Origin of the sequence: Pseudomonas sp. ICMP 561 (assembly GCF_002699985.1) — a bacterium.
GTDB lineage: Bacteria > Pseudomonadota > Gammaproteobacteria > Pseudomonadales > Pseudomonadaceae > Aquipseudomonas > Aquipseudomonas quasicaspiana.
On the sequence record NZ_LKBT01000018.1, the window covers coordinates 72,451 to 85,681 of the forward strand.

General features: G+C 58.0%; 11 protein-coding genes. 3 read left to right on the top strand and 8 right to left on the bottom strand.

The features are described from left to right. Nucleotides 1-198 precede the first annotated feature (198 nt). The 5 genes from iolD to AO242_RS15335 all read right to left on the bottom strand — a co-directional run bounded on the left by iolD (nucleotide 199) and on the right by AO242_RS15335 (nucleotide 7,507). Entirely contained in the window at nucleotides 199-2,130 is a 1,932-nt protein-coding gene (gene iolD / locus AO242_RS15315; RefSeq protein WP_099269386.1) for a 3D-(3,5/4)-trihydroxycyclohexane-1,2-dione acylhydrolase (decyclizing), read from the bottom strand. Between the two features lie 181 nt (nucleotides 2,131-2,311). Further along, nucleotides 2,312-3,814 carry a CoA-acylating methylmalonate-semialdehyde dehydrogenase gene (locus AO242_RS15320; RefSeq protein ID WP_099269387.1) on the bottom strand — a complete coding sequence of 501 codons (1,503 nt, stop codon included), beginning with the start codon at nucleotides 3,812-3,814 and terminating at the stop codon, nucleotides 2,312-2,314. A 24-nt stretch (nucleotides 3,815-3,838) separates the two neighbouring features. Next, nucleotides 3,839-4,627, bottom strand: coding sequence for a 5-deoxy-glucuronate isomerase (gene iolB, locus AO242_RS15325; protein ID WP_027898410.1), 789 nt, complete (start codon nucleotides 4,625-4,627; stop codon nucleotides 3,839-3,841). Beyond that, the gene (gene iolE, locus AO242_RS15330) at nucleotides 4,624-5,517 is read right to left on the bottom strand and encodes a myo-inosose-2 dehydratase (RefSeq protein WP_099269388.1); all 894 of its coding nucleotides are present in this window, start codon (nucleotides 5,515-5,517) and stop codon (nucleotides 4,624-4,626) included. The genes iolB and iolE overlap by 4 nt, the downstream gene beginning before the upstream one ends. A gap of 52 nt (nucleotides 5,518-5,569) precedes the next feature. Then, nucleotides 5,570-7,507: a bifunctional 5-dehydro-2-deoxygluconokinase/5-dehydro-2-deoxyphosphogluconate aldolase gene (locus AO242_RS15335; protein ID WP_099269389.1), complete on the bottom strand. Its 1,938-nt coding sequence runs from the start codon at nucleotides 7,505-7,507 to the stop codon at nucleotides 5,570-5,572. A 284-nt stretch (nucleotides 7,508-7,791) separates the two neighbouring features. Here AO242_RS15335 and AO242_RS15340 point away from each other — a divergent pair, with 284 nt between their 5' ends. Both AO242_RS15340 and AO242_RS15345 read left to right on the top strand, forming a co-directional pair. Then, on the top strand, nucleotides 7,792-8,712 hold the full coding sequence (locus AO242_RS15340) for a MurR/RpiR family transcriptional regulator (protein WP_099269390.1): 921 nt from the start codon (nucleotides 7,792-7,794) through the stop codon (nucleotides 8,710-8,712). A gap of 232 nt (nucleotides 8,713-8,944) precedes the next feature. Beyond that, nucleotides 8,945-10,060: a Gfo/Idh/MocA family protein gene (locus AO242_RS15345; RefSeq protein WP_099269391.1), complete on the top strand. Its 1,116-nt coding sequence runs from the start codon at nucleotides 8,945-8,947 to the stop codon at nucleotides 10,058-10,060. Nucleotides 10,061-10,109: 49 nt separating this feature from the next. Here AO242_RS15345 and AO242_RS15350 read toward each other — a convergent pair whose 3' ends face one another. The 3 genes from AO242_RS15350 to AO242_RS29735 form a co-directional block, all read right to left on the bottom strand. Continuing rightward, a complete protein-coding gene (locus AO242_RS15350; protein WP_099269392.1) occupies nucleotides 10,110-11,111 on the bottom strand; it encodes an NADP-dependent oxidoreductase in 1,002 nt (333 codons plus the stop codon). 98 nt (nucleotides 11,112-11,209) lie between these two features. Continuing rightward, the gene (locus AO242_RS15355) at nucleotides 11,210-11,998 is read right to left on the bottom strand and encodes an SDR family NAD(P)-dependent oxidoreductase (protein WP_099269393.1); all 789 of its coding nucleotides are present in this window, start codon (nucleotides 11,996-11,998) and stop codon (nucleotides 11,210-11,212) included. A 51-nt stretch (nucleotides 11,999-12,049) separates the two neighbouring features. Beyond that, nucleotides 12,050-12,172 carry a hypothetical protein gene (locus AO242_RS29735; RefSeq protein WP_257153445.1) on the bottom strand — a complete coding sequence of 41 codons (123 nt, stop codon included), beginning with the start codon at nucleotides 12,170-12,172 and terminating at the stop codon, nucleotides 12,050-12,052. A gap of 129 nt (nucleotides 12,173-12,301) precedes the next feature. Between AO242_RS29735 and AO242_RS15360 the strand changes: the two genes are divergently transcribed. Then, nucleotides 12,302-12,871, top strand: a complete 570-nt coding sequence (locus AO242_RS15360) for a TetR/AcrR family transcriptional regulator (protein WP_099269394.1) — start codon at nucleotides 12,302-12,304, stop codon at nucleotides 12,869-12,871. Nucleotides 12,872-13,231: the final 360 nt, after the last annotated feature.

Sequence of the window (13,231 nt, forward strand, 5' to 3'; positions counted from 1 at the left end):
TCCGATCAAAAAATAACTGACTGATTTGGAATTCATTTCTGTAGGAGCGCTCTTGGTCTGGGCCGCATCCGGACGATGCGGTGCGTCAGCGAAAAATGCGTTCCCTGACCAGATCCCATCGCGGGCAAGCGCGCTCCTACAAGTCCCCGTTTGCAGCGCGACAGCGTGGTGCCGGGAACGCCGCGGCGACTCTTGCTTTTAGTACTGCCGGGCCTTGGCCAACTGCTCATTGATTTTTTTCGCTGCGGCATTGGTGCGTTCGCTGGTGGACTCCTGCGCCACACCCACCCGCCACCACGACAGGTAGCCGTGGATCATGGTCTTGGGCAGTACCTTGATATCAATCAGGGTCGAGACGGTTTGAGTACGCGCATCGGCTAAAGCGGCCTGCAGTTGCTCGACGGTGCTGACCTTGTAGGTCTTGCAGCCATAGGCCTGCGCGCTCATGGCGAAATCCACTGGTACCAGGCCGCCATCGAGCTTGCCGCTCTCGGGGTCGCGGTAGCGGAATTCGGTGCCAAAACTGTCCATGCCATTGCCGATCTGCAGGTTGTTGATGCACCCGAAAGCCATGTTGTCGAGCAGCACAACGTTGATCTTGCGCCGCTCCTGAATCGAGGTGACCAGCTCTGAATGCAGCATCATGTAAGAGCCGTCACCGACCAGGGCGTAGACCTCTTTGGTGGGTTCGGCGAGTTTCACGCCAAGGGCGGCGTTGACCTCATAGCCCATGCACGAATAGCCATACTCGACGTGGTAGGTGTTGACGCCCTTGCTGCGCCACGCGCGCTGCAGATCACCCGGCAGGCTGCCGGCCGCAGCGACGATGATCGCGTCGTCGGCCAGCGTTTCATTCAACACGCCGAGCACCTGGCTCTGGGTCAGGCACGAGCCAGTCAACTCGATGAATTCACGCAATACCGCACGATCAAGACGGTCATCAACCTCTGGCACGAAGTTGTCGCCCTGGTAGCGAACCTCATAAACCCGGTCCACTTCCGCCTCCAACTGCGCCTTGGCAGTGCTGATCTGCTCACCCCAGCCGGAACGGTAATCACCCAATAGGTCAGTCAACGCCTCAAGCGCGAGGTGTGCGTCGGACAGCACTTGCACGCCGTCCAGTTTCAACGCGTCGCAAGGGTTGATATTGATATTGAGAAACTGCACGTCAGGGTGCTTGAACAGCGACTTCGACGACGTGGTGAAGTCGGTATAACGCGTGCCGATGCCGATGATCAGGTCCGCCTGCGGTGCCAAAAGATTTGCGGCAAGGCAACCGGTTTCGCCGATACCGCCGAGATTCAGCGGGTGGCTGGAAAGCACTGCACTTTTCCCGGCCTGGGTTTCGGCAAACGGAATACCGAAACGCTCCGCAAATGCCTGAAGTGCAGCATTCGCACCGGAGTACTTGACCCCACCACCACAGATGATCAGTGGGTTGCGTTTACCGTGGAAGGCTGCCAGGGCATCGCTCATCATCGCTTCAGTCGGTGGTCGACGATCCAGACGATGTACACGTCTCTGCAGGAAGTAATCGGGATAGTCCCAGGCCTCGGCCTGTACGTCCTGCGGCAGAGCCAGGGTGACAGTGCCGGTTTCTGCCGGATCGGTCAGTACACGCATGGCGTGGATTGCCGCTGTCATCAACTGTTCTGGGCGGTTGATGCGGTCCCAGTATTTGCTCACAGAACGGAAAGCGTCGTTAGTGCTGATGCTCAGGTCATGAAACTGCTCGATCTGCTGCAACACCGGATCAGGCTGTCGACTCGCATACACATCGCCGGGCAACAGCAGCAGCGGAATACGGTTGGCCGTGGCAGTTGCGGCAGCGGTTAGCATATTGGCCGCTCCCGGGCCTACCGACGAGGTACACGCGTAGATCTTGCGCCGCAGGTGTTGTTTGGCAAAGCCGATGGCGGCATGGGCCATGCCCTGCTCATTGCGTCCCTGATGCACCACCAGATCGCCGCTGTTCTGCTCAAGGGCCTGGCCAAGGCCGAGCACATTGCCGTGGCCGAAAATCGTGAAGACTCCGGCGACAAACTTGCTCTGCACACCATCGACTTCGATGTATTGGTTATCCAGGAACTTCACCAGGGCCTGAGCCATGGTCAGTCGCGTTGTAGTCATGTCGCGCCCCCTTATTGGTTTTTCTGGAGGACGCAGCAGGCGCCCGATGCCTGCTGAATATCCACCGGGGAACGCTTGAGCGCGTCCCTCCGGTCAAGGGCAAAACGTAGAGACGTTTGCATTATTGTTGTGCTCCACTATTTGTTATGCGCCGCTATTTTTTATACGCCACTGGGAAATGTCACTTGGCCGTCGGCATGCTGAACTCAGGGCCCTTGGCAATACTGTCGGGCCAGCGTTGCATCACGCTTTTGTAACGGCTGTAGAATCGAATCCCCTCTTCCCCATAGGCGTGATGATCGCCAAACAACGAGCGTTTCCAGCCACCGAAGGAATGCCAGGCCATGGGCACCGGGATCGGCACGTTGATGCCGACCATGCCCACCTTGATGCTGCGGGCAAAGGCTCGGGCAATGCCGCCGTCGCTGGTGAAGCAAGACACGCCATTGCCGAATTCATGGGCGTTGATCAAGGCCACTGCGCTGGCGAAATCTGCCACGCGCACAATGCCCAGTACCGGTCCGAAAATTTCTTGCTGATAGATGCTCATTTCCGGGGTGACGTTATCGAACAGCGTCGCCCCCACGAAGAACCCGCCCTCCGCGCCCGGCACCTTGAAGCCACGCCCGTCGACAAGCAGTTTCGCTCCTTGGGCCACACCCTGATCGATAAAACCCTCGACTCTGGCCTTGTGCTCTCCCGTGACCAACGGCCCCATATCGCTGTCGTTGTTCATGCCGTTGCCGACCTTCAGCCGGTCGATGCGCGGCAGCAATTTGTCGATCAGCTTGTCACCGACATCGCCAACAACAACGGCAATCGAGATCGCCATGCAGCGCTCACCTGCCGAGCCGTAGGCCGCGCCAATCAGTGCGTCTGCCGCCTGATCAAGATCAGCGTCGGGCATCACGATCATATGGTTCTTCGCACCACCCAAGGCCTGCACGCGCTTGCCGCGTTGGGTAGCCTCCTGATAGATGTACTCGGCAATCGGCGTTGAGCCGACAAAGGAAATCGCTTCGACGTCCGGATGCTGCAGCAAACCGTCGACCGCGCTTTTATCGCCTTGAACCACGTTGAATACGCCCTCGGGCAGTCCGGCTTCGGTGAGCAGGCGCGCCATCAGCAAACTGGCGGAAGGATCGCGCTCGGACGGCTTGAGGATGAAACAGTTACCGGTGGCCAGAGCCATCGGGATCATCCATAGCGGCACCATCACCGGAAAATTGAACGGCGTGATGCCGGCACATACGCCCAAGGGCTGGCGCACGCTCCAGTTGTCGATCCCCCCGCCGATGTTGTCGCTGAAACGGGTGGTCAACAGGTTAGGCGCACCGCAGGCGTACTCGACGATCTCGATACCACGGGTCACCTCACCTTTGGCGTCGGAAAAGACCTTGCCGTGTTCGCGGCAGATGATCCCGGCCAACTCGTCATGGTGCTGTTCAAGCAGCTCCTTGAACTTGAACAGGACCCGCGAACGACGCAGGGATGATTGCTCCGACCATTCCGGAAACGCCTTGAGGGCCGAGGCGACGGCATCATCGACGGTCTTCTGGCTGGCCAGGCCTACGCGCGCCTGGACCTCGCCCGTGGCCGGATTGAATACCTCGCTGAAACGCTCGCTTGCGCCGTCTTGCACTTGTCCGTTGATGTAGTGGCCGATTACCTGAATGCTGCCCATTGTTCTTGTTCTCCGTCGAAAAGGTTAGAGATCGAGCAGCCAGCTGTGCTGCGGGTCATTATGGAAATGCCAGGCGCGTTTGGGACCGGCCATCACATTCAGGTAATAAGACTCGTAGCCATACGGCACGCTCACCGGGTGATACCCCTTTGGCACCACCACCAAGTCGCTGTTTTCCACGGCCATTGCCTCGTCGATGCTGCGGTCATCGGTGTAGACGCGCTGGAACACATAGCCCTGGGGCGGATTGATCTGGTGGTAATAGGTTTCTTCAAGAAAGCTCTGGTGCGGCAGGTCATCAGTGTCGTGTTTGTGCGGCGGGTAACTCGACGAATGCCCAGACGGCGTGCGCACTTCTACGACCAGCAGTGAATGCGCTGGCTCGCTGTCCGGCAGGATGTCGCACACATAGCGAGTGTTGGCACCTTTGCCGCGCACGCTGCGCTTGCAGGCTTCGGGTCGAATCAGCCGCGGCTCATAGCCCTGCGCACCCGGCGCAGCGCAGACGGCGATCTGCACGTCGCTCAAGGCAGTCACCTGAGCACTTGTGCCCGGCGGAAGGTAAGCGGCAAAAGGCGACTTGTCGTCAAAGACCGACTGACGATCCCCCAGATTTTGCCAGTTGAAGGACTCACCCTCGATGTTCACGCGACCGCAGAGCAGCACCAGGCAAAGCTCCTTGTCGCCAGCACTGACCGGCAGGGTTTCGCCCAGACTCAGGTGATACGCAGCGAAACCTACGTAATCCAGACGGCCGTCTTCCAGGGCGACCATGGTTTGTCCATGTTTGTTGCTTTTGACCAACAGACTCATTGTCCAACCCTCTCGTTGAGAAGTGCACGCAAAGTGTCATAACCCTTTTTGGCGTAGATGTAGCTGGGCGCCACGGCCGGGTCCTGCTCGGCTTCCACCACCAGCCAGCCCTCGTAGTTCGCTGCGAGCAGTACGTCCAGCAACGACGCGAAGTCGATATCGCCATCGCCGGGCACCGTGAAGGTGCCGTTGACGATGCAGTCGGGAAAGCTCCACATCTGATTCCGAGCCAGCTGCACCACCGGTTTGCGCACGTCCTTGAAATGAACGTGACAGACACGGTCGATGTGTTTGCGCAGCACTTCGATGGGCTCGCCACCGCCCATGTAGCAATGGCCCGAGTCAAAAAGCAGGCCCACTTCAGGGCCCGTCCGGCGCATGAGCTGGTCGATGTCTTCAGGGGATTCGACGTACGCGCCCATATGGTGGTGGTAGGCAAGACGCACACCTTGCGACAAGGTGAAGCGCGCCAGTTCGGTGAGTTTGTTAGCGTAATCTTGCCAGGCCTGCTCACTATGAAAGCGTGGTCGTTCGATAAGGCGGATGGGTGAACCCTGGATAGAGTCGGCGACTTCGCCATAGACCAGCACTGAAGCGCCATTTTGCCTGAGCAGGTCGAGGTGTCCGGCAATGGCGTCGATCTCTTCGGCTACTGAACGACGAGCCAGACGGCTGGAGTACCAGCCGGAGACCAGAGCCAGGCCATAGGGCCGCAGCACATCACCAACGCCCTTGGCGTCTTTGGGAAATTTGCCATTGAGTTCGAAACCTTCGTAGCCGATGTCCTTGCCTTCTTCAAGGGCAGTGCTCAAAGGCGTCTCACCGCCCAAGGCCGGCAGATCGTCGTTGCTCCAGGAGATCGGGTTGATGCCAATTCGGATTGCGGGCATGGCTGCACCTTTTATTGTTTTCAGAAAGCAATGAGAGCTGCTTTATTCCGCCTCAGGCCCGCGCGCTGCGCCAGGCATTGATCAACTGTTCGAACGTGGCCTGCACCTGCTGAATCAGGGTTTCATCATCAATGTCACCCGCCATCCACGCCCGGCTCGGCTCCTGAAAAATCGTGCGGCCCACAGCAAAACCACGGCAGGTTGTGCTCTGACTGGCTTGCCTGAAGCCATCAGCAAGGGATTCGATTGACGCGTTAAGCCCCAGCAGTACAACGCCGCGGCAATACGCATCGCGCTCCTGAATCAGTTCGTCGAGGTTTTTCCATTCCTCGGCTGACTGTGCCTCGATCTTCCACCAGGCCGGGTAGATGCCCAGGTTGTAAAGGCGCTTGATGCTGCGATAAAGCACATCGGGATAAGTGGACGGATGATCCTTGGGCGGAATGACTTCCAGCAGCAATTCGTGACCGCTGACCAGAGAAGCCTCGTACACCGCCTTGAGTTGCGCCTCCTGCTCCAGACGCAACAAAGGTTCGTCATCGGGATGAAACTGCACCAGACACTTGATGATCTGCTCCTGAGGCCAGGCGATCAGGTTGCTGCCAAGCGAGCGCCCGTGCTCAAAGCCCAACGGACGCGAGTTCTGAATCTCCACCGGACGGGCGATCCACCATCCGCGGCCAGTGGCAGCATTGAGCGCATCCTGACCGAAACGCTGGTCGGCAAGCAGGCCCACATCAGCCTCGACACCCTGCGCGTGTAATTTTTGCTCGACCCGCTCCACCGCCTGAATAAACAGCTGCTTGATAGCGGTGAGGCGCGCCGGATCTTGGCCGGCCTTCTGCGCCAGGTCCACAAACTGCCAACGATGGTCGAAGGCAAACACGAACAGCTGTTTCCAGGCCTTGCGTGGCACCGTAACCCGGTGCAGGCGTTGCAGGATCGGGTCCTGATCCGGACGAGTGATCGGAACCGGGCTGCTGAACAGATACTCCAGCTCAGCGGGGGTCGGCATGGCGGGCGCACAGGCGTGACGGGAAACGACCAGGCCACCGCAGGCATTGGCCAGCTGGCAGCAACGCTCGTCGCTGGCATCGTTTAACCAGCCACTGAGGAAGCCCGACATAAAGGCATCGCCCGCACCCAGCACGTTAAGCACTTCAACCCGCACGCCGGGGTAGATTTCACCATCCTGCAATCGTGTCGGGATAGAACCATGGATCACCGTACAGCCTTGCGGGCCCAGCTTGACCACCAGGGTCGCCGAAGTCACTTCGCGTACAGTACGCAAGGCGGTCAGCAAATCCTCACTGCCGCCGGCAATCAGAAATTCTTCCTCAGTGCCAACGATCAGGTCGAAACGCGGCAGGATCTTCTGCACATGCTGACTGACAGTCTGGTCGGCGACAAAACGGGTTTCTCCATCCGCCTTGCCCGCCAATCCCCACAGCACGGGGCGATAGTCGATGTCCAGCACACGCCGGACGTTGTGCCGCTCGGCGTAATCCAACGCCTGGACGCTGGCTTTGTAAACGCCATCGGTAGAGAAATGCGTGCCGGTAATCAACAGTGCTTTGCTGGAAGCGATGAAGGCCTCACTGATGTCTTCAGCGCGCAACGCCATGTCGGCGCAGTTTTCACGGTAGAACACCAGAGGAAAGGTTTCGCGGTCCTTGAGGCCCAGCAGTACCAGGGCGGTGAGGCGTTCGGGATCAACCTTGATGCCACTGACGTCACAGCCTTCGCGAGCCAGGGATTCCAGCAGGAAGCGACCCATGTGGTCGTCCCCTACCCGGCTCAACATTGCCGACTTCAACCCCAGCCTGGCCGTGCCGAATGCGATATTGGCGGAAGAGCCACCGAGGTATTTGGCAAAGCTGGATACGTCCTCAAGTCGTGCACCGACCTGCTGTGCATAGAGGTCGACGCCCAGGCGCCCGAGGCAAATCAAATCCAACTGACGCCCATTGGCAAAACGAGTCTGGCCCATGCTGGCTCCTGTTATTTTTATAAGCCTGCGTTGCACCGCCATCGCGACGGCAAACGCTATTGGTGCAATCAGACTAAAACGTTCAGAAGCACCAATCAATATTTATTCCATAATTATTTTATATGGAATTTATATTCCAGACATCCAGCGTATACTCCTGGTGCCGACCCACCCTGTCTGTCGGTCAGGGTCGATGTGATGCCAAGGTATTTTTTTACGCCTACCCTGTAGACTTGCGCCACCCATCAGCGCACCAGCATAAATAACAAGCAGAAGGATTGCCCATGCCCCGCACCGATCAGCCGGCCAAGCCAGAGACGACTCAGGAAGACGTTCTCGCCAGCCCCCCGATCAATGCCGAACGCCTGTTGCAAATGATCACCGATGAGTACGAAAGTCTGCCCCGCCAGCTCAAACGCATCGCCAGCTACATCAGTCAGCAGAGCGACCGGATCATGGTTGACCGCATCAGTGACATTGCTGGCGAATGCGAAGTGCACCCTTCAGCCATCGTGCGCTTTTCCCAGCGCTTCGGGTTCAGTGGGTTCAGTGAAATGCAGGCGCTGTTTCGCGAGGCGTACACCCACAAGACCACGCCGGTACAGAACTATCAGCAACGCATCCGCAGCATGATCGTCAATAAATCGCAGAAAGCCAGTGGCGGCGACCTGGCACGAGAATGCGTCAACGCAACGCTGTCGGGCATCGAACGGCTGGGCATGGAGCTCGACGATGCCGCCTTCGACAAGGCGGTAGATCTGGTGGTCAATGCAGACAACATCTACGTAGTCGGCGTACGTCGCTCCTTCGCTGTCGCTGACTACCTCGTCTACAACCTGCAGCACACCAACAAGCGCATTCATCTGATCTCCGGTCTGGGCGGCAGCTATCGCGAGCAGATGCGCAGCGTTCGGGCCAATGACCTGGTGATCGCCATCAGCTTCACGCCGTACGGCAAGGAAACCCAGCATTGCTTGCGCATTGCCCAGCATCATCAGGCGAAGACGCTGATTATCACTGACAGCAATCTGTCGCCGCTGGCAAAGCGGGCCAGCACGGTGTTGCTGGTGAATGAGGGTAGTTCGTTCGCGTTTCGGTCTTTGAGTGCGACGTTATGTTTGTGTCAGGCGCTGTTTATTGCCGTGGCGTATCGGCTGGAATTGAAGGTCGATGAGATTCATGAGCAGTTGGGGTTTGAAGACTGACCGAGCGCCCAAGGGCGAACCTCGTAGGACCGCCTTCAGGCGGGAGGACGTCGGGAGATTCACTGGATTTCCTTCGCCAGAAAAACTGTCCTCCCGGCTAAAGCCAGTCCTACGGGACTGCGGAAATCATCAATAGGCCACCATCTGTAAATATTTATTCCATTAATTGTAACAAGCGAATATTTATTCTATAAATCACCCCTCTGAAAATAAAAATCAAAAAGGGTGAGTCATGCGCAAACTCGGAATCGGACTTATCGGCACGGGCTTCATGGGTCGTGCCCATGCTTTGGCTTTTCGAAACGTCAGTGCGGCATTCGAACTGCCTTTCACGCTTCATCTCGCTGCCCTGGCCGATGCTGATCCTGTTCGCGCGCAATCGTGCGCCACCGCCTGGGGGTTTGAACGCGCCCATGGTGACTGGCAACAATTGATCAATGATCCTGCGGTCAATCTGATCGCCATCACCACCCCCAACCACCTGCACTATCCGATGGCCATGGCGGCGATTGCCGCTGGCAAGCCGGTCTATTGCGAGAAACCGCTGGCGGTGAGTCTGGAACAGGCCACTGCCATGCACCAGGCGGCAAAGGATGCAGGCGTGGTCACCCGTGTCGGCTACAACTACCAGCACAACCCGGTCATTGGGTTGGCAAGACAGCTGATCAAGAACGGTGAACTCGGTGAGATCATCAGTTTTCAAGGCGAATTCAGCGAAGACTTCATGGCCGACCCTGCGTCGCCCTGGTCATGGCGCTGTGAGGCTGCACACGCGGGAGGTGCGCTAGCGGATCTGGGCAGCCATTTGCTGGGCATGGCGCGGTATCTGCTCGGCGATATCGAAGCGGTATGCGCCGACCTCCAGACCGTGCACCGCCAACGCCCGGCCACGGCCGGTAGCCCGGAACTGCACACAATCGCGGTAGACGACCTGGTCCATGCGCTGCTGCGTTTCACCAATGGCGCGCGCGGCACCTTCAGCAGCAGCTGGCTCAAGCACGGCTATAAAAACCATTTGAGTTTTGAAGTAAGCGGCACCAACGGCACGTTGTCGTTTGATCAGGAGCGCTTGAACGAGCTGCGTCTTTGCCAAATGGGCCAGGCAGGTTTTCAGCGTTTACTGGCGGGCCCGGACCTGCCCGGATATGCAGCGTTCAGCCCTGCGCCGGGTCATCAATTGGGCTACAACGAGCTGAAAACGCTGGAAGTGCATGAGCTGATCATGGCCTTGGCAGGCCAGGGACAGCTCGGCACTGATTTCGGGCAAGCGCTGGAAGTCGAGCGACTGGCGTCGGCGATTCGACTCGCTGCTCGCGAACAGCGCTGGGTTAACCTCAAAGAGGTCTGATCACCGAAAGAACAGGGTCGGAGCGGGAATCAAAGCCAATGATCGGCACTCATCTGATCTTCACAACGACCTTGCCTTTAGCGCGCCCCGTGGCTAGATATTCCAGCGCTTGCTTCGCCTGCTCGAACGTAAAGATCTTGTCGATAACCGGTCGAACATGCCCGGACTCAAGCAGCTTACCGATCTCGCCCAGTTGGGCTCCGTCGGGGCGAACGAAGAGGAATGAATAGGCAACGCCTTTGCTTTTCGCGAGCCGGATAATCTTGCGGCTCATCAAACCAAAGACGAAACCGAGGAAGGCATTCAACCCGCGAGCCCTGGCGAACGCTTTATCCAAGGGGCCAACCAGAGAAACGATCCTGCCGCCAGGCTTGAGGACATCAACGGACTTTTCGATCACGTCGCCTCTGAGCGTACCGAGCACCAGGTCGTAGTCACGCAGAACGGTCTCGAACGCTTGTTTCTTGTAGTCGATCACTTCATCTGCGCCAAGGCTGCTGACGTTCTGCACATTAGGCGTACTGGTGTTGGTGGCCACTTTCGCGCCGAGGTGTTTTGCAAGCTGGATCGCAAAGCTGCCAATGCCTCCGGACCCGGCCGGGATAAACACTTTCTGGCCCGGCTGAAGATCACCGCGCTCTTTGAGTGCTTGCCACGAGGTAAGTCCGACCATCGGAATGGACGCTGCTTGAACGAAATCCAGATTGGCAGGCTTCAGCGCGGCAGCACTTTCCGGTACGACCGCACATTCAGCAATTGACCCGGTACCGAGGTCGAACAGGCTGGCATAGATCTCATCTCCTGCCTTGAAGCGGGTCACGCCGCTGCCTACCTGAGTCACCACGCCCGCCAGATCACTGCCCAGAATGGCGGGCAGTTGAAACTTCAGAACAGGCTTGAAAATACCGGTAGGGATCATGTTGTCGATGGGATTGATCCCGGCAGCATGCACCTCGACCAGGAGTTCATTGGGCTTTAAGACTGGAAGGGACACCTCAGCAAAGCCAATTTCCGGGGATTTGCCGTAGCGTTTGAAGGTCAGCGCTTTCATCGTGCTTTGATCCCGAAGAGCCGCGTAACGTTGGAGAACAGTTTCGGTGGGTGTCAGCTCCCTGCATCAGGGAGCATCGCCTCAAGAGACCACGATCATCAGGCTTTCGGCTGGTAGCGTTCGGCGGCATTGACCTGACGGATATCCGACAGCAATCCCTGGCGCGCGGCATCCAGTGCATCCCAACGCTCCGCGACATGCAGCGGCGGGATGGTGATGAGTTCGCGCCGGTCGAAGCCGACCAGCGCCGCATCGACCAGCTCCTCAACGTCCATCACATCAGCGATGGTATTAACGTCGATTCCCGCCCTCTCCCATATCTCGGTACGCGTCGCCGCAGGCAGAACGGCCTGTACGTATACGCCACTCGGCGACAATTCCAGATTCAGGCCTTGAGACAGGAACAGCACAAACGCCTTGGTAGCACCGTAAACCGTCATACCAAATTCCGGCGCCAAGCCCACCACCGAACCGATATTGACGATTGAGCCAGTACCCGACCGGGCAAAACGCGGGGCGACTGCGGCGGCCAAACGGGTCACTGCAGTGACGTTCAGGGTGATCAGTTTTTCGATAGCGTCTGCCCCCTGCTGAACGATCCCACCCGACTGAGCCATGCCGGCGTTATTGATGAGAATGCCGATTTGAGTGTCTTCGCGCAGACGAGCTTCCAGCGCGTTGAGGTCTGCAGACTGGGTCAAATCGGCCTGGAGCACCTCGACAGCAACCCCGCTTTGTTCACGCAGTTGTAATGCCAGCGCATCAAGGCGTGCCTTGTCACGAGCAACCAGAACCAGATCGTGACCACGGCTGGCGAAGCGCTTGGCATAGATGGCGCCGATGCCGCTGGAGGCGCCAGTGATGAGTACAGTTGCAGGCGTTGTCATGGGAAAGTCCTTCAAATAATCAGGTCTTATAGGGGTTGGAAAACTGGCGTTTCAGCCCGCAATGCTCGGGTTAGCCAAGGCACCCGCCGCACAACTGCCATAGAGCGTGTCTCGATTGAGCTGCGCCTGAGGCGATGTGGTTTTCTGGGAAGCAACGGGCGTTTTTCCGGGCATTTTGTTTGGCTCCTTGCGTGAGAACGGAGCCAATGATTACGGTCACAATCTAAAATGTCAACATTTTGATGTCGAGCGACATCAATGTATAGTGGCGCTCTCATGTTGGACAAAACTGCTGGATGAGCGATGAAAGTCACCAAGCAACAGGCGCAGGCAAATCGCGCACATATCGTTGAAACCGCGTCGGCCCTCTTTCGTGAGCGCGGTTATGACGGCGTTGGCATTGCCGATCTGATGGCGGCAGCGGGCTTCACCCAGGGCGGCTTCTACAAGCACTTTGGCTCGAAGGCCGATCTGATGGCGGAGGCAGCGGCGTGCGGCATCAGCCAGTCGGCTTCGCTGACAGCCAGTACGTCAGTGAAGGAGTTCATGGAGTTTTATCTTTCTCGTGAGCATCGCGACAACCGCGCCACGGGTTGCACCATGGCCGCGTTGTGTGCAGATGCAGCCCGCAAGGAAGAAGAGGTCCGCGCCACGTTCGCTGCGGGCATCGAAACCCAGCTAGCCGTGTTGCGTGATGGCGCTGGGCAGTCGGAGGATGAAGACTCTACCCAGGCACGAGCCTGGCGACTGGCCATAATGGCGCAAGCACTGGGCGCTATCGTCTTGTCGCGGGCATGTCCGGATGACTCGCCATTGGCAGATGAAGTTCTGGCGGCGAGTCGCGAGGCTATTCTCGGGAAAAATTTTTCCTGAATACTGCATTCACTGCATGGCTTAAATCCTGAGTGCAGCGCTTTGTCCGAGTCGAACAGGTTGGCTATGTCTGCGGCTCATTAGCACTGATGGGACCGAATTTATGCGGGAAAGCGGCCGTTCAGGCGATGAGAATGCTGCGTATGCACCGGCCCCTTCGCGAATGAATTCGCTCCCACCGGGATCAACGCTTGCAGGCCAACATGGAATCTTTCACAGATACCGTTTCAGGCGGATCACAAATCCCCGTGGGAGTCGGGCAAGCCCTAATGCCTGTCAGTTAAGCTCCGTTGGTTTTTTCTTTGGATATTTGACCGGCCTTGGTTTGACCACTCGGGGGTAAGCTCGCTTACGCCTGGG

What these genes read in the sequence shown, in the direction of transcription:
- iolD (WP_099269386.1), bottom strand. Translation starts at nt 2,130, where the DNA reads ATGACTACAACGCGACTGACCATGGCTCAGGCCCTGGTGAAGTTCCTG.
- AO242_RS15320 (WP_099269387.1), bottom strand. Translation starts at nt 3,814, where the DNA reads ATGGGCAGCATTCAGGTAATCGGCCACTACATCAACGGACAAGTGCAA.
- iolB (WP_027898410.1), bottom strand. Translation starts at nt 4,627, where the DNA reads ATGAGTCTGTTGGTCAAAAGCAACAAACATGGACAAACCATGGTCGCC.
- iolE (WP_099269388.1), bottom strand. Translation starts at nt 5,517, where the DNA reads ATGCCCGCAATCCGAATTGGCATCAACCCGATCTCCTGGAGCAACGAC.
- AO242_RS15335 (WP_099269389.1), bottom strand. Translation starts at nt 7,507, where the DNA reads ATGGGCCAGACTCGTTTTGCCAATGGGCGTCAGTTGGATTTGATTTGC.
- AO242_RS15340 (WP_099269390.1), top strand. Translation starts at nt 7,792, where the DNA reads ATGCCCCGCACCGATCAGCCGGCCAAGCCAGAGACGACTCAGGAAGAC.
- AO242_RS15345 (WP_099269391.1), top strand. Translation starts at nt 8,945, where the DNA reads ATGCGCAAACTCGGAATCGGACTTATCGGCACGGGCTTCATGGGTCGT.
- AO242_RS15350 (WP_099269392.1), bottom strand. Translation starts at nt 11,111, where the DNA reads ATGAAAGCGCTGACCTTCAAACGCTACGGCAAATCCCCGGAAATTGGC.
- AO242_RS15355 (WP_099269393.1), bottom strand. Translation starts at nt 11,998, where the DNA reads ATGACAACGCCTGCAACTGTACTCATCACTGGCGCCTCCAGCGGCATC.
- AO242_RS29735 (WP_257153445.1), bottom strand. Translation starts at nt 12,172, where the DNA reads ATGCCCGGAAAAACGCCCGTTGCTTCCCAGAAAACCACATCGCCTCAG.
- AO242_RS15360 (WP_099269394.1), top strand. Translation starts at nt 12,302, where the DNA reads ATGAAAGTCACCAAGCAACAGGCGCAGGCAAATCGCGCACATATCGTT.